18 protein-coding genes are annotated in these 21,406 nt (G+C 62.0%); 5 read left to right on the forward strand and 13 right to left on the reverse strand.

The annotated features are described in order from the left end of the window. Positions 1-26: 26 nt before the first annotated feature. The 3 genes from L981_RS16990 to hmgA are packed head-to-tail and all read right to left on the reverse strand — an operon-like array spanning position 27 to position 3,332. On the reverse strand, positions 27-1,043 hold the full coding sequence (locus L981_RS16990; protein WP_043618570.1) for a fumarylacetoacetate hydrolase family protein: 1,017 nt from the start codon (positions 1,041-1,043) through the stop codon (positions 27-29). A 55-nt stretch (positions 1,044-1,098) separates the two neighbouring features. Next, the gene (locus tag L981_RS16995) at positions 1,099-1,968 is read right to left on the reverse strand and encodes an MBL fold metallo-hydrolase (RefSeq protein ID WP_043618573.1); all 870 of its coding nucleotides are present in this window, start codon (positions 1,966-1,968) and stop codon (positions 1,099-1,101) included. Further along, a complete protein-coding gene (gene hmgA, locus L981_RS17000; protein WP_043618576.1) occupies positions 1,965-3,332 on the reverse strand; it encodes a homogentisate 1,2-dioxygenase in 1,368 nt (455 codons plus the stop codon). Before hmgA ends, L981_RS16995 begins: the two co-directional genes overlap by 4 nt. A 174-nt stretch (positions 3,333-3,506) precedes the next feature. On the opposite strand from hmgA, the gene L981_RS17005 reads away from it, so the two are divergent. Next, positions 3,507-3,971 (forward strand): MarR family winged helix-turn-helix transcriptional regulator, encoded by a 465-nt coding sequence (locus L981_RS17005; RefSeq protein ID WP_043618579.1) that lies wholly within the window; start codon positions 3,507-3,509, stop codon positions 3,969-3,971. A gap of 4 nt (positions 3,972-3,975) precedes the next feature. On the opposite strand, the gene L981_RS17010 is transcribed toward L981_RS17005, so the two are convergent. Further along, positions 3,976-4,455: an Lrp/AsnC family transcriptional regulator gene (locus tag L981_RS17010; protein WP_034787199.1), complete on the reverse strand. Its 480-nt coding sequence runs from the start codon at positions 4,453-4,455 to the stop codon at positions 3,976-3,978. Positions 4,456-4,586: 131 nt separating this feature from the next. Between L981_RS17010 and hppD the strand changes: the two genes are divergently transcribed. Then, positions 4,587-5,699 (forward strand): 4-hydroxyphenylpyruvate dioxygenase, encoded by a 1,113-nt coding sequence (gene hppD, locus L981_RS17015; protein ID WP_043618583.1) that lies wholly within the window; start codon positions 4,587-4,589, stop codon positions 5,697-5,699. Between the two features lie 171 nt (positions 5,700-5,870). Here hppD and L981_RS17020 read toward each other — a convergent pair whose 3' ends face one another. The 7 genes from L981_RS17020 to L981_RS17050 form a co-directional block, all read right to left on the reverse strand. Continuing rightward, complete coding sequence (locus L981_RS17020) at positions 5,871-6,827, reverse strand: glycoside hydrolase family 26 protein (protein ID WP_043618586.1); 957 nt, start codon at positions 6,825-6,827, stop codon at positions 5,871-5,873. Positions 6,828-6,850: 23 nt separating this feature from the next. After that, positions 6,851-7,354 (reverse strand): DUF995 domain-containing protein, encoded by a 504-nt coding sequence (locus L981_RS17025; RefSeq protein WP_245281651.1) that lies wholly within the window; start codon positions 7,352-7,354, stop codon positions 6,851-6,853. Between the two features lie 62 nt (positions 7,355-7,416). Next, complete coding sequence (locus tag L981_RS17030; protein ID WP_082006060.1) at positions 7,417-9,381, reverse strand: glycosyltransferase; 1,965 nt, start codon at positions 9,379-9,381, stop codon at positions 7,417-7,419. After that, a complete protein-coding gene (gene galE / locus L981_RS17035; protein ID WP_043618596.1) occupies positions 9,378-10,361 on the reverse strand; it encodes a UDP-glucose 4-epimerase GalE in 984 nt (327 codons plus the stop codon). The genes L981_RS17030 and galE overlap by 4 nt, the downstream gene beginning before the upstream one ends. A gap of 1 nt (position 10,362) precedes the next feature. Beyond that, positions 10,363-11,403 carry a UDP-glucuronic acid decarboxylase family protein gene (locus tag L981_RS17040; protein WP_082006061.1) on the reverse strand — a complete coding sequence of 347 codons (1,041 nt, stop codon included), beginning with the start codon at positions 11,401-11,403 and terminating at the stop codon, positions 10,363-10,365. Positions 11,404-11,940: 537 nt separating this feature from the next. Then, positions 11,941-12,741, reverse strand: coding sequence for a response regulator transcription factor (locus L981_RS17045; protein WP_052201835.1), 801 nt, complete (start codon positions 12,739-12,741; stop codon positions 11,941-11,943). Between the two features lie 1,097 nt (positions 12,742-13,838). Beyond that, positions 13,839-14,768 carry a siderophore ABC transporter substrate-binding protein gene (locus L981_RS17050; RefSeq protein ID WP_052201836.1) on the reverse strand — a complete coding sequence of 310 codons (930 nt, stop codon included), beginning with the start codon at positions 14,766-14,768 and terminating at the stop codon, positions 13,839-13,841. A gap of 253 nt (positions 14,769-15,021) precedes the next feature. Here L981_RS17050 and L981_RS17055 point away from each other — a divergent pair, with 253 nt between their 5' ends. From L981_RS17055 to L981_RS17065, 3 genes are read left to right on the forward strand one after another with little or no spacing between them, the layout of a single operon-like run. Continuing rightward, entirely contained in the window at positions 15,022-15,966 is a 945-nt protein-coding gene (locus tag L981_RS17055; protein ID WP_043618645.1) for an ABC transporter permease, read from the forward strand. Next, entirely contained in the window at positions 15,956-16,924 is a 969-nt protein-coding gene (locus L981_RS17060) for an iron chelate uptake ABC transporter family permease subunit (RefSeq protein ID WP_052201837.1), read from the forward strand. Before L981_RS17055 ends, L981_RS17060 begins: the two co-directional genes overlap by 11 nt. Beyond that, on the forward strand, positions 16,921-17,679 hold the full coding sequence (locus tag L981_RS17065; protein ID WP_043618598.1) for an ABC transporter ATP-binding protein: 759 nt from the start codon (positions 16,921-16,923) through the stop codon (positions 17,677-17,679). The genes L981_RS17060 and L981_RS17065 overlap by 4 nt, the downstream gene beginning before the upstream one ends. Positions 17,680-17,777: 98 nt before the next feature. Here L981_RS17065 and L981_RS17070 read toward each other — a convergent pair whose 3' ends face one another. Further along, the gene (locus L981_RS17070) at positions 17,778-20,876 is read right to left on the reverse strand and encodes an efflux RND transporter permease subunit (RefSeq protein ID WP_043618605.1); all 3,099 of its coding nucleotides are present in this window, start codon (positions 20,874-20,876) and stop codon (positions 17,778-17,780) included. Then, positions 20,873-21,406: efflux RND transporter periplasmic adaptor subunit (locus L981_RS17075; protein ID WP_043618608.1), on the reverse strand; the 534-nt coding region annotated here is incomplete at its 5' end. The genes L981_RS17070 and L981_RS17075, both read right to left, overlap by 4 nt.

Below are 21,406 nucleotides of genomic sequence, written 5' to 3' on the forward strand. Positions count from 1 at the left end.
TTACCCGTATCTGTCGTCCGGCCGCTTCAGGCCCGGTCGTAGGCTTCGACGGTCTGTTCGATCGCGCCGAAGATCGAGTGGCCGGTCTTGTCCTTCATCTCGATGCGAACGACGTCGCCGGCCCTCAAGAAATGCGTCTTCGGCGCACCGCCGACGATCGTCTCGATCATCCGGAGTTCGGCGATGCAGGAATAGCCGGCGCCACCCTCTGCGACCGGCTTGCCGGGGCCGCCGTCGAGCTTGTTGGACACCGTACCCGAGCCGATGATCGTGCCGGCGGAAAGCGGCCGGGTCTTGGCCGCATGGGCCACCAGCTGCGCGAAATCGAAGGTCATGTCGATGCCGGCATTGGCGCGACCAAAAGGCTTGCCGTTGAGATCGACGTGAAGCTGCAGGTGCAGCTTGCCGCCGTCCCAGGCATCGCCGAGTTCATCCGGGGAAACGGCGACCGGGGAGAAGGCCGACGACGGCTTCGACTGAAAGAAGCCGAAACCCTTGGCAAGCTCGGCCGGGATCAAGCCGCGCAGCGACACGTCGTTGACCAGCATGACGAGCTGGATCGCCGCCCGCGCTTCTTCGATTGTCGCGCCCATCGGCACGTCGTCAACGATGACGGCAACCTCGCCCTCCATGTCGACGCCAAAGCTCTCGTCGGCAAGCGGGATCGGATCGCGCGGCGCGAGGAAGCTGTCGGAGCCGCCCTGGTACATCAGCGGATCGGTCCAGAAGCTTGCGGGCATGTCTGCGTTTCGCGCCTTGCGCACCAGCTCGACGTGATTGACGTAGGCCGAGCCGTCGGCCCATTGGTAAGCGCGCGGCAACGGCGACAGCGCGTCATGTTCATGGAACCGGATCGTCGGCTGCGAGCCGGTCTCGATCCCTTCAGCCACACGCGCAAGCCGCGGACCGGCATGCGCCCAATCGTCGAGCGCTGCCTGCAACGAGCGGGCGATGTGCCCGACTTCCGAGCAGCGGGTGAGATCGCGAGAGACGACCACGAGCTTTCCGTCGCGCGTACTGTCCTTGAGTGTCGCCAGTTTCATGCAGTCCTCCCTCTCAATCTTTTCATTGTTCACGCAATTTCGGACGAAACCGCGCTTAGACGGACGAATCGTCCGTTATCTTCACAACAAGGCCGTCGGTGGCGATCGTCAAGGCGCCCGCCCAGTTTTTGCGAGCCGCCGTAGTCCAATGGTTTTCCGTAATTTCCGGATCGTCGGCCGGGATCAGATGATGCAGCACCAGCCGCCCGACGCCGGCGGCGGTTGCGATCGCTGCCGCCTCTCCGGCGAAACTGTGGCTTGCCAGCAGATGCTCTTTCAGCCGCGCGCCATTGCCGGTGCGCGCCACCAACCGGTCGACGCCTTCGGCAAGCATCGCCTCGTGCACGAGAATGTCGGCCCCTTTGGCGAAATCGGCAAGCGGCGGGAAATAGGCGGTATCGGACGAAAATACGACCGAGCCTTCCGCATGGTCGAAGCGGAGCGCAAAACAGTCAGTCACCGGCGGATGATCGACGCGCAGCGCCGAAAGCGTCAGGCCGTTCTCGGAGAAGATTTCGCCTTCGGCGAACTCGATGACCTCGACCAGTGCGCGCAGGTCCGGCCGGCCTTCGTCGACGATGCGGATGTCGATGTCGAAGGCCATCGACTGCAGGAAACCGTGCCAATAGGCATGGGTGCCTGCAGGTCCGAAGACCCGCACCGGCTGTGATAACCCGGCGGTCCAGGCCGTGTGAATGAGCGGGCCAAGTTCCAGCACATGATCCGAATGCAGGTGGGTAATGACGATCAGGTCCAGCGTCTTCAGTGTGACACCGGCATCGGTCAAACCTCGGGTGACGCCGAGGCCGCAATCGACGACGACAGTCCGGCCGCCGATTTCAAGCAGCGACGAGGTCGGCCACGGGCCGCCCGGCCGGATCGCCGGACCACCCTTGCTGCCGAGCAAAACCAGGCGTGAACTCAAGACCAATCGCCTTCCGGCGTCCCGTTGAACCGCTTCTTGAGATCCGTCCAGCAGTCGATGTAGTTGTCCTGCAACGTCTCCAGTTCGGCGGCGTAGCGGGTCAGCTGCTGCGGGAAGCGGGTCTCGAACATGAAGGCCATCGTATGGTCGAGCTTCACCGGTTTCAACTCGCTATTCGTCGCTTTGTCGTAGCCCGAGGCATCCGGACCGTGCGCCAGCATCATGTTGTGCAGGCTCATGCCGCCGGGCACGAAGCCCTCTTCCTTGGCGTCGTAGCGGCCGTAGATCAGCCCCATGAATTCGCTCATGATGTTGCGGTGGTACCAGGGCGGCCGGAAGGTGTGCTCGGCCACCATCCAGCGCGGCGGGAAGATGACGAAATCGATGTTCGCCGTGCCCTCTTCGCCCGAGGGCGCGGTCAGCACCGTGAAGATCGACGGGTCCGGATGGTCAAACAGGATCGCGCCAACAGGCGAATAGGTCTTGAGGTCGTACTTGTAGGGCGCGTAATTGCCGTGCCAGGCGACGACATCGAGCGGCGAGTGGCCGATCTCGGTCACGTGGAAGCCACCGCACCACTTCACATGCACGCGGCAAGGCGTCTCCTTCTCTTCGAAGGCGGCGACCGGCGTCTTGAAATCGCGCGGGTTGGCGAGGCAATTGGCGCCGATCGGGCCGCGGTCGGGCAGCGTGAACTTGGCACCGTAATTCTCGCAGATATAGCCGCGCCAGACCTTCTCTTCGCCAAGCCGTGTGACCTTGAACATGGTGCCGCGCGGCACAATGCAGATCTCGGATGGTTCGACGTCCATCTTGCCGAGCTCGGTAAAGACCTGGATCGCGCCCATTTCCGGAACGATCAGCAGCTCGCCGTCGGCATCGAAGAAATAGTCGTCGACCATGTCGTCGTTGAAGGCATAGGCATGCGCCGCCATGCCCGAATGCGTCGGCGCGTCACCCGCCGTCGTCATCGTGCGGATGCCCTGAAGAAAGTTCAGCTTTTCCGTCGGCGCCGGCAGTGGATTCCAGCGCAGCTGGCCGAGCGCCAGCGAATGGTCGGCGACATGCGGTGCCGTCTTCCAGTGCGGATAATCGATCTTGCTGAAGCGACCGGTGTGGCGGACGCTCGGGCGGATGCGATAGAGCCACGAGCGCTCGTTGGTGCCGCGCGGCGCGGTAAAGGGCGAGCCCGAAAGCTGCTCGGCATAGAGGCCATAGGCGCATTTCTGCGGGCTGTTCTGACCCTGCGGCAGCGCGCCGGGCAGGCTCTCGGTCTCGAAATCATTGCCGAAGCCGGGCATGTAGTTGAGCGCTTCGTTGGCCTTCACCTGTGCCTCGGCCTGTTTTCCTGCCTTGTCCAGCATCGTCGATCCTCCTCCTCTTGGCCGCCCTGCTTCGGTTTCGCGAAGCGACCTTGAAAGGTCCGGCGCAATCCCAAATACCGCGGCGACGACGGTTCCCAGGGTGGACGCAGGCGTGGCCTTCGGCATATTAGTTGCAATCGTAACTATCGATTTTGTAACTATCAAGGATGCGCGATGGCCGCCGATGGCTTCGAACTCAATACCTTCCTGCCCTATCGTCTGAACCGCGCCGCCGAGTTCGTCGCGCTGCGCTTTGCCGCCCAGTACAAGGCGCGCTACCAGCTTACCCGCCCGGAATGGCGCACGCTCGCAGCCCTTGGCAGTACTGGCCGCGCGATGACCGCCACCGAAGTCGGCACCCACTCGGCCATGCACAAGACGAAAGTGAGCCGCGCCGTCGCCTTGCTCGAAAAGCGCCGCTGGCTGACACGGCGCGAAGACGAAAACGACCGCCGCATCGAGCACCTGGAACTGACGAAGACGGGCATCCGGGCCTATGGCGAACTGACGGAACTTGCCGCCCGCTATCAGGCGGAACTCGATATGCTGATCGGTGCGGCCGGCATGCAGGCGCTCGCTATCGGGCTGGAAGCAGTGGAACGCGCCATCGGCAGGTTCGAACCTCCGCCGTCTGCCTGAGGCTTCAGCCCTTCATCCGCTCCGGGATCGGCACGCCCTCGAAGCTCTTCAAGGTTTCGAGCACGATCGACGTCTTCACATGCTGTACGCTGTCATGCGGCAGAAGCACGTCGTTGACGAAGCGCGACAGTCCCGCGAGATCCGGCGTCACCACCCGCATGTGGTAGTCCATCTCGCCGGTGAGCGCATAGGCCTCCAGCACCTCGGGCAGCCCTGAAATGAGCTTGCCGAAACGCTTGGCATTGTCGCGATTGTGGGTGGCGAGTGTGACAGAGATCACCACCATCAGATCGAGGCCGAGCTTCTGCCGGTCGATCTGTGCCTGGTAGCCGGTGATGTAGCCTTCCGCCTCAAGCCGGGTGCGCCGGCGCGAGCATTGCGACGGCGAAAGCGCGATGCGTTCCGACAGCTCATTGTTGGTCAAATGCCCGTCGCGCTGCAATTCGCTGAGGATCTTGAGATCGAACCCGTCAAGCTGCTCCATTCGTGCATCCTAATTGAGTATTTCGCATGTTTCGTGCGCCATCTGGTCTAAACCGCGCAAGAATACAAGCATCATGCATGGGAATTGCGTCATACTCCAGCAAAGTTTGGAAGAACAAGAGGAGACTTCCGATGGGCCCCTTCCCGCATGACGCCCCGCCGGCAACGATTACCGCTGACAACCCAGCCGGCACCGACGGCTTCGAGTTCGTCGAATTCGCCCATCCGGAACCGGAAAAGCTGGCCGAGCTCTTTACGCGCATGGGCTACAGCCCGGTCGCCAAGCACAAAAGCAAGAACATTACCGTCTGGCGCCAGGGCGACATCAACTACATCCTGAACGCCGAACCCGGATCGCACGCCATGCGTTTCGTCGACGAACACGGCCCCTGCGCCCCGTCGATGGCCTGGCGCGTCGTCGATGCCAAGCACGCCTTTGACCATGCAGTCTCGAAGGGCGCGATCCCCTATGAAGGCACGGACAAGTGTCTCGATGTGCCGGCGATCGTCGGCATCGGCGGTTCGCTGCTCTATTTCGTCGAGACCTACGGCGCCAAGGGCTCAGCCTATGAGGCGGAATTCGAGTGGACCGGCGAGCGCAATCCGAAGCCCGAGGGCGTCGGCTTCTATTATCTCGACCACCTGACCCACAACGTCTATCGCGGCAACATGGACAAGTGGTGGGCGTTCTACCGCGAACTCTTCAACTTCACCCAGATCCATTTCTTCGACATCGACGGTCGCATCACCGGCCTCGTCAGCCGTGCGATCACCTCGCCCTGCGGCAAGATCCGTATCCCCTTGAACGAATCCAAGGACGATACGAGCCAGATCGAGGAATATCTGCGCAAGTACAAGGGCGAAGGCATCCAGCACATCGCCGTCGGCACGGAAGGCATCTATGACGCCACCGACAAGCTGTCGGACAATGGCCTGAAGTTCATGCCGGGCCCGCCGGACACCTACTACGACATGTCGCATGACCGCGTGCACGGCCATGACGAGCCGATCGAGCGGATGAAGAAACACGGCATCCTGATCGACGGCGAAGGCGTCGTGAACGGTGGCATGACGAAGATCCTCTTACAGATCTTCTCGAAAACCGTGATCGGCCCGATCTTCTTCGAGTTCATCCAGCGCAAGGGCGACGAAGGTTTTGGCGAGGGCAACTTCCGCGCCCTGTTCGAATCGATCGAGGCCGACCAGATCCGTCGCGGCGAACTGGGACCGCAGGCAGCCGAATAAGCAAGGGGCCGACATCGGCCGGACGGCAGGACCCGACCACTACAGCCTCTCGCCTCAAGCGAGGGGCTTTTTACTTTGGAGACCTTGCGGCGGCTGCAAGGCAGCCACGTCAGCGCCCCCCAAACGCCCGCGCCCAACGTGCCCCAAAAAGGGCACGCATCGGCGAGCGCCTCAGTTCGTGGCGTCGTTGACCACCCGCCAGTTCGGCCGGCCAAGGTCGTGCGGCCAATCGATGACGTCGCGGTCGTTGAAGTAGACGACCTCGGCGAGATTGGGGAACTGCGCATCCGCTTGCGTTGCGGCGTTCATCCAGGGCTGCATATAGGCCTGGCTGCCTTCCCATCCGAGCTCGGCCACCCAGATCGGCTTGTTGTATTTGGAGACCAGGTCGTAGCCGGGCTTCAAAGCTTCGGCGAAGGTTTTCGGCGCGCCGTATTCGATCTTGTCGAACGGCTCGAGCCCGAAGACCGAGAGGCCGACGAGATCGACGTAGTCATCGCCCGGGTAGTAGTCGACGAGGTTCGGCAGCCCCTTGGGCGACCACATGATCTGCGCCTTCGGCGCTTTCGCCCGCACGATGTCCATCGCGTGCCGGTAGGCCTTGATCCAGTCCTGAGGCTCCCAGCCGGCCCAGGAGAAGCGCCCGGACGTATCTTCCATTTCCTGGCCCCAGCGCACGATGACCGGGCTCTTTAGCTCGGCGATCGTGTTGGCGATCGCTTCCATGTTGGCGTCATATTCGCCTCTGAGCATGCGGTCGCGCAGCTGCGTCGGCGTCAGTTTCCAGTCGAGCGACCAGGACCAGGGCTCGATGGTGATCAGCAGGTTGCGGTTGCGCTGGAGCGCGTATTCGTCGGCGGCCTGCAGCGAGGCGAGGTCCACGTCTTCCCAAGGCAGGAACAGGGCCTCGGTCGAGACATCGTTCTGTGCGCCGAAATCACCGTGGGGGTCATAGGCGCCGAATTTCGTTCCGCCCGGGTGAATGACCGGACGTTTATCGCTCATCGTCTGCTCTGCACTGGTCGCAGGATTGGCTTGTTCCTGCGCCAACGCGGATACCAAGCTTGCACTGAGATCCAGCTGGAGAGCCAGAGCCGTGCATAGCGCGAATGCCAATTTGCGTTTCATTTCATCCTCCTGCGGCAGAACGTCTATTTCTTGGCCAGGAACTGTTCCTTCAGCCGGAGTGCCTTGGCCGTAATGTTGTCGTGGGCGACGAAGCGCTTGTACTCGTCGCCGGCGCGGGGCTTGGCATGGCTGAAGACGTACCACTTTCCATTGGGCACCTTGCGTTGATAGACCGTGTCGCCGATCCGGGCGTGACCGAAGCAGCTGCGGGCGTTGCCGGCATTGGCCGACGTCGTCCAGGTAGCCTGCATGCACATCATGCCGAGGTCGCTGACGTACCAGTTGCCTTCGGCAAAGGAGCGATCGCCCTTGCCCTTGTCGACGAACGCGACAAGCTTGCGCCCATGGGCTTCGAACCGGGCACCGCCCGTCGACCATTCCCAGGTCTTGTTGCGGTAGAGCGAATAGACCTCATAGGCGCTGAGCGGCGTCGGCTTGACTTCCATCTTCGCCTTGACCGGCTCGGCGCCGAAATAGACCGCGGCCGCTGCCAAAGGCACCAGCAGCGGAAGAGCTACAACTTTCAACGACCCTTTCATTGCACTTCTCCTCGCATTGGAGACCACACACACTCGACTGCTTGCCGTCGTCATGACGGCACATGAAACCGACCGACCTTCCTGGTCGTTATCGTTTCCCTGTTCCTTGGTTGGCTGACATTCGATGCACTGATTTCGCCGCGCGCGGGCCCGTCGGAGGGCTGTGAAAACCCTCTCCATTTCAGGCGGAAGCGAACGGTTTTGAGATTGGTGCCGCTGCCGGCACCAGCAACCGTGTATCTCGTTTCGGTGAAGCTCACGAATTGCAGGCCGTGTGACAACGCCTGCGTGGCCTCGGCCCCATGGCGCACGGCCGATTGGGCAGAGAGCACCGAGACCAGCACCAGGCACCCGGCCGTCGCCGCCGTCATCGTCGAGCGCGGGATCAGGCCCAGCCGGTTTTCACGTGCGTGGCAAATGAGGATTACCGCCACCAGCCCCGCATAGATCAGCGCGTTGATGCCGGCAAAGACGTAAAACCCGCGTGCCGTGCCGGCATCGGAGATGCCCCAGGCGACCAGTGCCGACGCCAAGGCGAGCACGAGATAGGGCATCAGCACCCGCAGCGGCAAGGGCGCGGCGGCACCGCCGCCCTTCGGCGTGATGCGGAAGTCGACGAAGTTGCCGGTCAGGTGATCGCGCACTGCCGCAAGGCAACCGAGCAGCGACCAGGGCCAGCGCGCAAACAGGAACAGCGTGCCTTCCCAACTCAGGACGCGCGCGTCATAGGGCCGGAACGTGCCCGTCGAGCGCCAGAAATAGGCAAGCGCGATCAAGACCAGCGAGAGCGGCACAAAGTGCAGCAGGAAGTCCGGATAGGTGACGGCGACGAAGGTTCGCCCGGCGGCGAGCGCCACGATCGGCATCAGGAACATCAGCGCCATGAAGGACGAAAACAGCGGATACCAGAGCTGCGAGAACAGGAACTGGAACTTCAGCCGCGGCGACAGCTTCGGCACGTAGACCGGCGAATATTTCAGCAGGATGGTGACGAGGCTTCGCGACCATTGAAACTCCTGGACCACCAGATCGGCGAAGTTGGCCGGTCCGTCGCCGTGGGCGATCGCGTTCAGCGCATGGACGCCGCGCCAGCCATGGGCATTCATGATCAACGTCGTCGAATGGTCTTCGGCAAGTTCGGGCCCCAGTCCGCCGATCTGCTTCAGGGCCTTGGTCCGCACGGCATAGTGCGAGCCGATGCACAACGGCGCCCAACCGTTGTTGTAGCCGGCCTGCAGCGAGCCGTGCATGCTGGCTTCCGCATGGAGCCGCCCGCGCGCCGCCCAGCTGGTGGCGGCGTTGGCGTCGCAAATGCTCGGCGCTGAGACATAGCCGACCGACGGGTCGTTGAACGGACGCAGCACCTCGACGAGATAGGTCGTCTCCGGCACATGGTCGGCATCGAACTGGGCGACGAAATCATAGCGCTCGTAGCCATAGTGATCGTAGAAATAGGCAAGGTTTCCCTCCTTGCACCGGGTCCGGCGCGGCCAGGTGGAGCGGTGGTAGTCCGCGACACCCTTTCGCGTCGAGATCAGCACCCCGCGCGCCGCGCACCAGGCAATCGTATCCGGCGACGGATCTTCGTCGGCGAGCCACACGTCGAATTCGCAGCCGGTCTGATCGAGCATGGCGAGCAGCGTCTTGCGCACCACGGAAAAGGGTTCGGAAGGCGCCTTGGTCACCACCATCGCAACCCGCCCCCGCGGCACCGGGGCGGCGCTTGCCGCCATCACCTTCGCGCCGGAAAAGATCACGATGAAATAGACCGGCAGCAGGGTAATCCACCCGACGACGACCGTGATCAGCACATAGGACGGCCAGTCGACGACGTGGGCCGGATCAAGCCACCACTGCCAGAAATACAGGAGGGCGCCAAACCATGCGGCAATGCCGAGGACATGGAGCAGCTGCAGCCGGCCCGAAAACAGGGCGGTCGGCGCGAAAGCCGCCTTCCGGCTCTTCTCGAGGGCGACGGTCTCATTCGGTTTCGCAGTTGCCGGCGACCAGCTCATGAGCGTACCTCCAGGCCGAAGCTCGGCGCGGCGGTGGCGATGATCGTGTCGATGTCCGAGAGCTGTGGGCTGAAGCCCAGCCTCTGGCGCGCCCAGTTCGTGTCGGCATAGAGAACCGGCGGGTCTCCGGGCCGGCGCGGCAGCATCTGCACCGGCACCGGCCGCCCGGTCACCCGGTCGATGGCCGACAGCACCTGCCGGATCGACGTACCGTGGCCAGAACCGAGATTGGCGTGCAGCACCTCGCCGCCGTCGCGCAGGTAATTCACGGAAGCCACATGCGCATCGGCAAGGTCGGTCACGTGGATGTAATCGCGGATGCAGGTACCATCCGGTGTCGCATAGTCGTCGCCGAAGACGTCGAGCCTGTCGATGCGGCCGGCCGCCGCCATCAGCGCACGGGGAATGAGATGCGTTTCCGGATCGTGCTTTTCGGTCAGCTGCCCTTCCGGATCGGCGCCTGCCGCATTGAAGTAGCGCAGCGCCACCGAGCGGATGCCGTAGGCGCGGACATAGTCGCCAAGCATCAGTTCGATCATCAACTTGGTGCGACCATACGGATTGATCGGCAGCTGAGCCATGTCCTCGGTAATCGGCAGCTGCGGCGGGATGCCGTAGGTGGCGCAGGAGCTGGAAAAGACGATACGTCCCAGTCCGGTCGCCCGGCAGGCTTCCAGAAGCGCGATGCTGCCCGCGACATTGTTGGTGTAGTATTTTCCGGGATCCTCGACCGATTCCCCGACATAGGCGGACGCTGCAAAATGAATGAGGCATTCGGGCGAATGGGTCCGAATTGCCGCCGCCAGCCGTTCCTTGTCCTCGATCGCTCCCTCCACGAGGGGGCCCCATTTCACGTTGGCCCGATGCCCCGTCGACAGATTGTCGTAGACGACGGGCAGGATACCCTGCTCAGCCAGGCGCTTGCAGGTGTGGCTGCCTATGAAGCCGGCTCCGCCGGTGACCAGTGCGACGCGAGACATGTCATACCGCCTCTCCGGCCACTGCGCGGTCGGCCGCACTGAGGCGCTCGTCGAAATGGGCGATCGTGCGCTCGAGGCCTTCGCGCAGCATCACCTTCGGTTCCCATGCGAGCTCGCCACGCGCCTGCGTGATATCGGGCCGCCGCTGGCGGGGATCGTCGGTGGCTGCCGCCAGATGCACGATGCGCGAGCGCGAGCCCGTCATCGAAATCACCATCTGCGCGAGCTCGAGAACCGTGAACTCTCCGGGATTGCCGAGATTGATCGGCCCGGTGCACGGGTCGGCCGAGACCGAAAGGCGGAGGAAGCCGTCGATCAGGTCGTCGACATAGCAGAAGGACCGGGTCTGGTAGCCGTCGCCATAGATCGTCAGATCGTTGCCGCGGAGAGCCTGGACGACAAAGTTGGATATTACCCGCCCGTCGTCGGGGCGCATGCGCGGACCATAGGTGTTGAAGATACGCGCGACCTTGATCTTCACGCCGTGGGTCCGGTGGTAATCGAAGAACAGCGTCTCGGCCGACCGTTTGCCTTCGTCATAGCAGGCCCGCGGACCGATCGTGTTGACGTTGCCGAAATAGGTTTCCCGCTGCGGACTGGTCAGCGGATCACCATAGACCTCCGATGTCGAGGACTGGATGACCGTGGCGCCGGTGGCCTTGGCGTTTTCGAGCGCATGCAGCGCGCCGAGAACGTTCGTCATCAGGGTTCCGACCGGGTCGGCCTGATAGTCCGGAGGGGATGCTGGAGAGGCAAAGTTGAAGATGACATCCGCATCGATCAGGTAAGGCTTTCGAACGTCGTGATCGATGATGTGGAGATGGGGGTCCTGCGCCAGATGAGAGAGATTTTCGCGCCGGCCGGTCGAAAAGTTGTCAAGACAGATGACCGTATGCCCCAGGGAAATAAGTCTTTCGCATATATGAGACCCAAGAAAACCGCTTCCACCCGTTACTAGTATTCTCTTCGGTATTCCTGCGATCTTCTTAAGAAACTCCCGCTGTCCGACCACGGACAGCGGTCCCGTGACGACCTTTCGCATGCGCACCTCCAATTATTAAGCTCACCATTTTCGTTGGTGATTTGGAGACGGGATGCGAGCGCAATAGATAATAAAAATATTCTCTTTATTACAATGACACGCACAACCCGACAAAAAATAAACTATTCAATGGCAATCAATATTTTTCAGTTTTTCAATTTCAATATTAGCTAATTATCAAATACGAGGCGTTCAGTCAATATGTATGGAATTTATTTCCAGTAAATAATCCAAAATTACAACAAACTACTATTGACATAATCATATTTGATTACTTTTCGGCCAATCTAGGTCAAAAGTAACGAAATATTTACCGGTATGTTCTAGGATAAATTACGGTTTGATCTTCGGGGTTTCACATACCTGTCGCGGAGACATGCGGCAGCCGGACCGCCCGGCCATTCGCCGGGCAGGTTCCAACGCAGCATTTGATTTTGAGAGCAGCCCCAGGAGAGTTCACCTGGGGCCGAAGGAACCTGGCATGTCTTCGATGACACCCAGACCCTCAAGCGGACAAACGCCCGCCTTGCGTCGCGCCTAGTTCTTCCAACGCGACAGGATGACGTCGCCGTTGCGCTCCGTCGCCGCATCGTTGGTGAAGTAGCGAGACGCAGCTTCCGTACGGTTGCGAACGTTCATCTTCTTGTAGATGTTGCGGACGTGAACCTTGACGGTGTTTTCCGACAGCCCGAGCCGGTCCGCGATGATCTTGTTCTGCGTGCCCTTGCAGATCAGATCGAGGATCTGGACCTCGCGTGTCGTCAGGCCGTCCGGGCCGGCATCGCGCTTGCGCCGCCCCGTTCCCGAGACGGCCGTCTGGCCCGGGGCCTCCCCGCGCCGGCCGTAAAGGCTGTTTGCCGCGAAAGGCTCGGGAGAAAGCCGCCGCAACAAAGCCGCCGGGAAATGTTCGCCGCCCTTCATCAGTAAATCGATGGCGGCAAGGCAGACGTCGAGATTGAGGTTCAACGGCAGGACGCCATGGATGAGGCGCTCTTCGACGAAGCCGGCAATCGACGGATCGAGTTCCTCGGCATTCTCCACCACCAGGCCGATCGATGCCCGCGGGTGGAACTCGTGAATGGTCCGCAAGATAGCCGGAAAGGACTTGGGAGGCATCCGGTACAGCATGATCAGCGTGACATCGACGAGATTGCCGTCGAGCAGATTGTCGGGATCGGAGAAGCTGACGATATCGTGCCCTTGAAACCTGGACCCGACGGCCTGCATCAGGCATTCGGCGAACAGATCGATCTTGGCGAGCATTACGATTTTTTTCTTTTGTGACAAAGCCTTGTTGTTATCTTCAAAATCACCCACTTTGGAGCTTCCAGGATACATTACGCCCTCCTAGGATTTTTCCATTTATTTTTATGGGTGCCCCGGTCTGGCCGTCGGCACGCCCCACTTTCAAAAAATTTATTCGGAACCACTTATGCGTCACGTTTTTTCCTGCGCGATAAAATTCGCGATAGCTAATGTAACGTAAAGATCTCCGCAACGAAACAGCCCAAAAGGATTAGAGAAGCGCCGGAAGGGCACTTAAATCGTTATAAATCGAACCATCTTTGGGTTATATTGTAAACGTTCTGTTTACCAAGGCGCGGAACGCCCTCAAAAACAAGGCTCTAGAATACCTCCGCAAGAGCCGATGTCCTATGCATTTCTGCCAAGGCGCGGCCGGTGAGACGCGATAATAGGATTAGTTAAGCAGGCCCGTACGGCCGTTCTTAATCCCCTCTTCCGCTCCGAAATACGCAGGAATACTTAGTCCGGACTAGGACATCCTTCCTTTACTACCGGCGATCGCCCGCATCCCGGCGCAAACGGCCTAGAGTGGCAGGGCACCGCTGGATGGATGCCTCTGAAAAAGCTTGGGATTTCATCGCTTCGCCAAGGGTTTGCCACCGATGGTTAGACGGGAAAGTGTCAGTAATTACAAACCACTAACTAGAATTGGTATCTTCCGCGTCGCGCCGTTTGGAGTCAAATTGGACTTTCGTTCCGGAAGATCAAACGGGTCCGGCCGAGCGCCACCAAGCGCTTGTAGCCAATAAGAAACCCTGCCTTTCGGAGAGTTGCGTCCGCGTTCCATCGAGTAAGCGTAAAGCAAGTCAACATATAGCTCGGGCCCAATCCGGGCGGACATTATATAAAAAAGTAAAAACTAAAATAAATTTAGCAAAAAAGCGAAAATCTCTAAATCAAGATATTATGTATCCCTCCAAAAGGAGCCAACACCGGATAAATACCGTAAGAGTTAAGGGTATTTGGTGTTGGCTTCCCTTTGTCCCGAAATCCGCCCGGCGACGAAAAAAGTTCCCCTATGGACTAGTTGTGACAGGCGACCGCGAAAGCTGCGCTTTGAAACACGCCTGCACGCAACGCAGCAATCGGGTGGTAAACAACGACGCCGCAATGCGGCGTCGTTGTTGCAATCACTTCTTGCTCAGTGCCTGCGTCAGCTGATCGACAATGTCCTGCTGCGACTTCAGGCCCGATGCCGTGAGGTAAAGCTTGGCGGAGTCGAGATAGACGACATGTCCGTCCTTCCAGGCTTTCGTCTGCCGGACGATCTCGTTGTCGAGCAGAGCCGCTGCCGGCTGCGCCTGCTGGCCGATGGCCGCATCGCGATCGACGACGAAGATCCAGTCGGGGTTGGTTTCGAGAATATATTCGTAGGAAACCGCCTGGCCGTGGGTCGCGACCTGCAGCTCGGGATCGGCCGGCTTGATCCCGAAGACGTCGTGCAACGCGCCGAAACGCGATCCCTTGCCATAGGCGCTGATCTTTCCGCCGGTCGTTAGCAGGATGAGACCCGTTCCACTTTCGCCAGCAAGCCCACGCAGCGCCTCGATCGAGGAATCGAGCTTGGCGATGCTTGCCTTGATCTCGGCTTCCTTGCCGAAGATCTCGCCGAGGATCTCCGCGTTCTTCTTGACGCTGCCGATCAGGTCCTTGTCGTCCGAGGTCAGGTCGATCGTCGGCGCCAGTTTGGCGACTTCGGCGTATTTCGCCTGCGACCGCCCGCCGACGATGACAAGGTTGGGCTCTGCCGCGTTGATGGCTTCGAAGTCGGGCTCAAACAGCGTGCCGATCTTTGCATAGCTATCGGCCTTGTATTTTTCGAGCGACGGCGGGACCGCCGATCCGGGAACGCCAGCGACGGGAATACCGAGCATGTCCAGTGTTTCCAGCATGCCGAAATCATAGACCAGCACCGTCTTCGGGTTTTTCTCCACCTCGCTGACGCCGCTGCTGTGCTCGATCTTCAGTGTTTCGGCGAGCGCCGTCGATGCGCCGCCAGCCGTCATCACGGCCGCAACGAGCAGGCTGCGCAGACCATTAGAGAAGGGAGATGTATTCATGACTATTTACCTCATGTTTTCTCTTCCTCCCTAGCGCGATTTTGCGGGGAGGGCAATGCGCGCATTGCGCGTCATTCTCACCTCACAAAACTTGACGAAGCCGATCATATATAAGACTAAGGCGAGCCTTCGATCGAGCACCCCTGGCGGCGACAACCTCAGGAGTTCCGTTGCGGCGGTCGATGGAAAGAATGCAGCCACGGGATACGAGAGCGGTGGTCACCACGAAATGCAGCTGGAGCGTGACGGAACCATGAGGGCGGTCCTGTTTGCCATCCCGGTCGTCCTGCTGCTTGCCGCCGTCAGCGTCTTTACCGGTGTCGGCAGTCTTGCGGCCAGCGAGGACGGCCGCGGCTGGCTTCTGGTGGTCGAGAGCCGCCTGCCGCGCACGCTGGCGCTGATGCTCGCAGGCGCCGGCCTGGCCGTATCCGGCACGATCATGCAGATGCTGGCGCGCAACCGCTTCGTCGAGCCGTCGACCGCCGGCACTGCCGAATCCGCCGCACTCGGAATGCTTTTGGCCATGCTGATTGCGCCGAACCTTCCGGTCGCCGGCAAGATGGCGTTTGCCGCCCTGACCGCGCTTGCCGGAACCGCCCTGTTCCTGCAGATCCTGCGGCGCGTTCCGTTGCGCTCGGCACTGATGGTGCCGCTGATCGGTCTGATGCTCGGCGGCGTCGTCAACGCCATCACCACCTTCATCGCCTATCGCTACGACCTGATGCAGTCGATGGGCGCCTGGATGTCCGGCGATTTCTCGGTCGTGCTGCGTGGACGCTACGAGCTGCTGTGGATCGGTTTCGCGCTGACGCTGGTCGCCTACGCCACCGCCGCGCGCTTCACCGTCATCGGCATGGGCGAGGCGATCGCGCGCAATGTCGGGCTCGACTACGACAAGGTGGTCACCCTCGGGCTTGCCATCGTTTCCATGGTCACGGCAACGGTGGTTGCGACCGTCGGCATGATCCCGTTCCTCGGCCTCGTCGTTCCCAACATCGTCAGCCTGATCCTCGGCGACAACCTGAGGCGTACATTGCCGGTGATCGCCATTGCCGGCGCCGGGCTGGTGCTCGCCTGCGACATCGTCGGACGGATGGTGATTGCGCCGTATGAGGTCCCCGTCGGCACGGTCATGGGCGTGATCGGCAGCCTCGTCTTCCTTCATCTCCTGGTATCGAGGCGGTCCCATGCAGGCTGATGCCAAGCGGATCTCTCCGTCGACCGTCCTACTTGCATCCGCTGCGCTTGCGCTGCTATCGATGATCGCCTTCATGACCATCGGCGCCAAGGGAAGCTGGAGCTTCATCCTCTCCTTCCGCGGCACGAAGCTGCTCGGCATGGTGCTGGTCGCCTACGCGATCGCCGTCTCGACGGTGCTGTTCCAGACGATTTCCGGCAACCGCGTCCTGACGCCGTCGATCATCGGTTTCGACGCCATGTACACGCTGCTGCAGACGGTCATGGTGTTCTTCCTCGGTGCCGCCGGCGCGGCAAGCATCAACCCGCAGATGCAGTTCACGCTCGAAACGACCGTGATGGTCGGCCTGTCGCTGCTCCTGTTCCGCGCCCTCTTTTCCGGCGGCAGCCGCAGCCTGCATCTCCTGATGCTGGTCGGCGTCATTCTCGGCGGCCTGTTCCGCAGCCTCTCCTCCTTCCTGCAGCGCGTTCTCGACCCCAACGATTTCATCGTGCTGCAGGACCGCCTGTTTGCGAGCTTCAACAGCATCGATGCCAGCCTGCTCGGCATTGCCGCTGCAGCCACCCTCGGCGTGACCTTCGTCCTGTGGCGGCTGTCGCCCACCTTCGATGTGCTCTCGCTCGGGCGCGAGGCGGCGATCGGGCTCGGCGTCGACCATCAGCGTGTCGTGACGCTTCTCCTGATGCTGATCGCCGTTCTGGTGTCGGTCTCCACCGCGCTCGTCGGGCCGGTGACCTTTTTCGGCCTGCTCGTCGCAAGTCTCGCCTGGCAGCTGACGCCCACCGCCAGCCACCGCTTCGTGCTGCCTGTCGCCGTCTTTATCGCGATCGCGACGCTCGTCGGCGGCCAGGTCGTCCTGGAGCGGCTGTTTTCCTTCAACACGGCGCTCAGCATCGTCATCGAATTCTTCGGTGGCCTAGTCTTCATCTTCCTGCTCGTCCGAGGCTCCGCGCGATGATCGAGATCCAAGAGGTAACGAAATCCTATGGCGGCACCGCGGTCGTCGACCGAGTGTCGCTGACCCTGCCCACGGGCGGCCTGACCTCGATCATCGGCCCCAACGGCGCCGGCAAGTCGACGCTCTTGTCGATCGTCAGCCGGCTGATGCCGATGGATACGGGCAAGGTGCTGGTCGATGGCCTCGACGTCAGCCGCGCCGCCGGCGACGTGCTTGCCCGACGGCTGTCGATCATGCGCCAGGACAACCACATCACCGCACGCCTCAGCGTGCGCGACCTCGTCGCCTTCGGACGCTACCCCTATTCCAAGGGACGGGTGACGGCAGCCGATGCGGAACACATCGATCGCTCGATCGCCTACCTCGGGCTCGAACCCTACCAGAACCGCTTTCTCGACGAACTCTCCGGCGGCCAGCGCCAGCGCGCCTTCATCGCCATGGTGCTGTGCCAGGACACCGACTACATGCTGTTCGACGAGCCGCTGAACAATCTCGACATCAAGCATGCGGTCGAGACGATGAAGCTGTTGCGGCGCCTCGCCGACGATTTCGCCAAGACGGTGGTCGTCGTGCTGCACGACATCAATTTCGCCTCCGCCTATTCCGACCGCATCGTCGCTATGCAGGGCGGACGCCTCGCCTTCGAGGGCCCGCCGCAAGACATGATCGTGCCCGCGCGGCTGCAGGCGATCTTCGATGTCGACTGCCGCGTCCACGCCGTGGGCGACACGCGCCTCGTCAACTATTTCGACTAGAACCCAGAAACAACGCTGGGCCCGAATGCGCGAAGCGCGCTGCACGGAGATCCATGCAGCGCGCTTCGACAACGCTTATGCCGCGATTAGGCGGTGCGCTACCCGGCCGCGCCGGATGCGCCCTCCTTGCCGATCCGGGCCGCATCCGCCGCATGGTCCTCGTCAGTCACCGAGGAGAAGCGCTTCAGCCAGCGGCCCATCTTGGTGTTGATGTCATCCATCACGGTGAACATCACAGGCACGAAGACGAGGCTCAGCATCGTCGAGGTGATCAGGCCGCCGATCACTGCAACCGCCATCGGCGCGCGGAAGGCCGCACCGGCGCCGACGCCGATGACAGCCGGAACCATGCCCGCCACCATGGCGATCGTCGTCATGATGATCGGCCGCGCGCGGGTGACGCCCGCCGTCAGCAGCGCCGTACGCCGGTCCGCACCCTCGTTGCGGCACTCGATCGCATAGTCGACCAGCAGGATCGAGTTCTTGCAGACGATACCCATCAGCATCAGGATGCCGATCATCGACGAAAGGTCGAGTGCCGCGCCGAACAGGATCAGGGCCATCGCGGCGCCGCCGATCGACAACGGCAGAGCCACGAGGATGGTCACCGGCTGCAAGAAATCCTTGAAGAGCAGGATCAGAACCGCCACGACCATCAGGATGCCGGCAAGCAACGCCAGGGCGAAGTTACGGAACATCTCCGACATGTATTCCGCATCGCCGTAATTCGCCTGCGACACGCCCGCCGGCAGCTCCTTCATGGCCGGCAAGGCCGAAATCGCCTCGAAGGCCGTGCCGAGCGTCATGCCGTTGAGGTTGGCTTCGACGGAGATCAGCCGCTTGCGATCGAGACGCTCGACGCTGCTTTCCTCGGCGCCGAAGGAGACGTCGGCGACCGAAGTCAACGGCACCAGGGCACCCGCATTCGTGCCCACCCGCAGATTGCGCAGCGTGTCGAAATCGCCGCGCGCCGACCGGTCGAGCATCACCCGGATCGGCACCTGGCGGTTGCCGAGGTTGAAGCGCGCGGAATTGCTCTCGCTGTCGCCCATCGTCGCGATGCGGGCGACGGTGCCGATCGACGTCACCGACACGCCGAGCCTTGCCGCCTCGTCGAAGCGCGGCTTGACCAGAAGCTCTGGCGAAAGCAACGGCTCGGTCGACCGCACGCTGACCAGACCCGGGAGCGCGCGCATCTCGTTTTCCAGACGCCGCACCGACGCCATCAGCGTTTCCGGATCGTCGCCCGTCAGGTAGATGGAGAGGTCCTTCGCGCCCTCGGTCGAAGAGAACGTCGCCTGGATGTCGGGCGTCTCGGCCAGCAAGGGCCGCAGCGACAGCTCGAAGGACTTGCGGTCGAGTTCACGCTCCTTGCGCGGCTTGAGCTTGATGCGCAGCGATACCTCGTTGAGACTGTCGGTCGTCGCCAGGACGTTCTCGACTTCCTTTCGCTCCTTGAGCTTGGCCACCAGATCGTCGGAAATGTGCGCCGTTTCCTGGAGCCGCGTACCGGGCGGCAGGGTGATCTTGAGCTGCGAGACGTTGCTGTCGCTCGTCGGCATGAAACCCGTCGGCAGCATGGTCAGAAGCGCGATCGAGCCGGCGAAGATCAAAGCGACCATCGAGAGCGCGGTCTTGCGGTGATCGAGGGTCCAGCCGAGCATGCTGCGATAGGCGTCGGCGATGCGCGACGGCTTGGCGGCATGGCCGTGACCGGGCTTCGGCCGCAGCAGATAGGCCGCCATCAGCGGCGTCAGCAGGCGTGCGACCAGCAGGGAGAACAGTACGGCGATCGCGACGGTCAGGCCGAACTGCTTGAAATACTGCCCGACCGCGCCACCGATGAAGCTGACCGGCGCAAAGACAGCGACGATCGTCAGCGTCGTTGCGACGATCGCAAGGCCGATCGCATCGGCCGCGTCGATCGCCGCGATGAACGGCCGCTTGCCCATGTCGACATGCCGCTCGATGTTCTCGATCTCGACGATCGCGTCGTCGACGAGAATGCCGATGACCAGCGTCAGGGCGAGAAGGCTGATGCCGTTGAGGGTGAAGCCGAGCAGGTCCATCACCGCAAAGGTCGGCAGGATCGAGAGCGGCATGGCAAGCGCCGAGATCAGCGTCGCCCGCCAGTTGCGCAGGAACACGAAGACGACGACGATGGTCAAAAGCGCGCCTTCGATCAGCGCCGTGACGGCCGCATCGTAGCTCTCCTGCGTATACTCGACGAGCGAGATCAGTTCGGTCATCTCGACGCCGGGGGTGCGCGCCTGGATCTCCTTCAGCCGCTCGATGACGCGCTCGGCAACGACCGTGTCGCTCGCGCCCTTGCTGCGCGAAACCGAGAAGCTGACGATCGGCTCGCCATCGAAATGGGCAAAGCTGCGCGGCTCGGACGAGGTGTCCTCGATCGTCGCAATGTCGGAGAGCTGCAGCCAGCGGCCGCCTGCAAGCGGGATCGAAAGCTGCCGGAGCTCGTCCACCGAGCCGGCACTGCCGACGGTGCGGATCGACTGCTCGCGCCCGCCGATTTCTCCGCGGCCGCTCGGGATGTTGATGTTGATTTCGCGGAGTGCCGTGTTCACCTGGTCGGCCGTCACTCCAAGCGCCAGCAACCGCTCGGGATTGAGCGAAACCCGCACTTCGCGGCTGACGCCGCCGAGGCGCTGCACCTTCTGCACACCGGGCAGCGTCAGCAATTCGCTGGTGATCGTGTCATCGACGAACCAGGACAGCTCCACTTCCGACATGTGCGGCGCCCGCACGGCGTAATAGACGATGGCGCTGCCATCGACGTCGAGACGCGAGACGATCGGTTCCTGAATGGATTGCGGCAGGTCGGCGCGGATCTGCGCCACGGCCTCGCGCACGTCGTTTGCCGCCCGGTCCGGATCGGTGCCGATCTTGAATTCGACCGTGGTCGTGGAGACGCCGTCGGTAATGGTCGAGCGGATGTGACTGACCCCGACGAGGCCGGAGGCGACCCCTTCGACGCGGCGCGTCACCTGCGTTTCCATTTCACCGGGCTGCGCGCTCGGCTGCGTGATTGTCACCGTCACGATCGGGAAGGATACGCTCGGATTGGCGTTGACCGGCAGCCGCAGAAACGAGGCGATCCCGATCAGCGTCAGCACGACGAAGAGAACGATCGTCGGAACGGGCTTTCGGATCGCCCAGGCAGAAATGTTGCTCGTCATCGCTGGTCGCCCGTCTGCGTCGGCTGGACGTCTTTCGTTGCGACCGCTTCGCCTTCGCGCAGCGACGCCCCGGATTTAAGGACGACCCGTTCGCCGGTCGAAAGGCCCGAGGTGATCTCCACCTTGCCACCCTGGCGCATACCCGCCTTGACCGGTTTGCGCACGACCTGGCCGCGATCGACGACGAAGACCGAGACGGCGCCATCCGGCGCACCGAACAGCAGAGCGGAATCGTCGACCATGATCGCCTTGCGTTCAGCCACGACGATCTCCGCCCGGCCGAACGTGCCCGCGAAAGGCGGGCGCTCGGTCGACAGCGTGACCTGCGCGGTGCCGAGCCGGGTCTCGCGGTCGATCTTCGGGTTGATCACCCGCACGTGCCCCTCGATCCAGTCGTTGCGCCCCGAAAGCTTGACCTTCACCGTCTGGCCGACCGCCAGCAACGGCAGCTCGGTTTCCGGCACTTCGGCCGCAAACTCGATTTCGCCGCCGCGAATGAGCTTGAGCAGCGGCTCCGAGCCCGCAAGCGC

The organism is Ensifer sp. ZNC0028, assembly GCF_000799055.1.
Taxonomy (GTDB): domain Bacteria; phylum Pseudomonadota; class Alphaproteobacteria; order Rhizobiales; family Rhizobiaceae; genus Ensifer.

Bases quoted from the DNA above. Each gene is read 5' to 3' on its own strand.
- L981_RS16990 (WP_043618570.1), bottom strand. From the start codon at position 1,043: ATGAAACTGGCGACACTCAAGGACAGTACGCGCGACGGAAAGCTCGTG.
- hmgA (WP_043618576.1), bottom strand. From the start codon at position 3,332: ATGCTGGACAAGGCAGGAAAACAGGCCGAGGCACAGGTGAAGGCCAAC.
- L981_RS17005 (WP_043618579.1), top strand. From the start codon at position 3,507: ATGGCCGCCGATGGCTTCGAACTCAATACCTTCCTGCCCTATCGTCTG.
- L981_RS17010 (WP_034787199.1), bottom strand. From the start codon at position 4,455: ATGGAGCAGCTTGACGGGTTCGATCTCAAGATCCTCAGCGAATTGCAG.
- hppD (WP_043618583.1), top strand. From the start codon at position 4,587: ATGGGCCCCTTCCCGCATGACGCCCCGCCGGCAACGATTACCGCTGAC.
- L981_RS17020 (WP_043618586.1), bottom strand. From the start codon at position 6,827: ATGAAACGCAAATTGGCATTCGCGCTATGCACGGCTCTGGCTCTCCAG.
- L981_RS17030 (WP_082006060.1), bottom strand. From the start codon at position 9,381: ATGAGCTGGTCGCCGGCAACTGCGAAACCGAATGAGACCGTCGCCCTC.
- galE (WP_043618596.1), bottom strand. From the start codon at position 10,361: ATGTCTCGCGTCGCACTGGTCACCGGCGGAGCCGGCTTCATAGGCAGC.
- L981_RS17040 (WP_082006061.1), bottom strand. From the start codon at position 11,403: ATGCGAAAGGTCGTCACGGGACCGCTGTCCGTGGTCGGACAGCGGGAG.
- L981_RS17045 (WP_052201835.1), bottom strand. From the start codon at position 12,741: ATGTATCCTGGAAGCTCCAAAGTGGGTGATTTTGAAGATAACAACAAG.
- L981_RS17050 (WP_052201836.1), bottom strand. From the start codon at position 14,768: ATGAATACATCTCCCTTCTCTAATGGTCTGCGCAGCCTGCTCGTTGCG.
- L981_RS17055 (WP_043618645.1), top strand. From the start codon at position 15,022: ATGAGGGCGGTCCTGTTTGCCATCCCGGTCGTCCTGCTGCTTGCCGCC.
- L981_RS17060 (WP_052201837.1), top strand. From the start codon at position 15,956: ATGCAGGCTGATGCCAAGCGGATCTCTCCGTCGACCGTCCTACTTGCA.
- L981_RS17065 (WP_043618598.1), top strand. From the start codon at position 16,921: ATGATCGAGATCCAAGAGGTAACGAAATCCTATGGCGGCACCGCGGTC.
- L981_RS17070 (WP_043618605.1), bottom strand. From the start codon at position 20,876: ATGACGAGCAACATTTCTGCCTGGGCGATCCGAAAGCCCGTTCCGACG.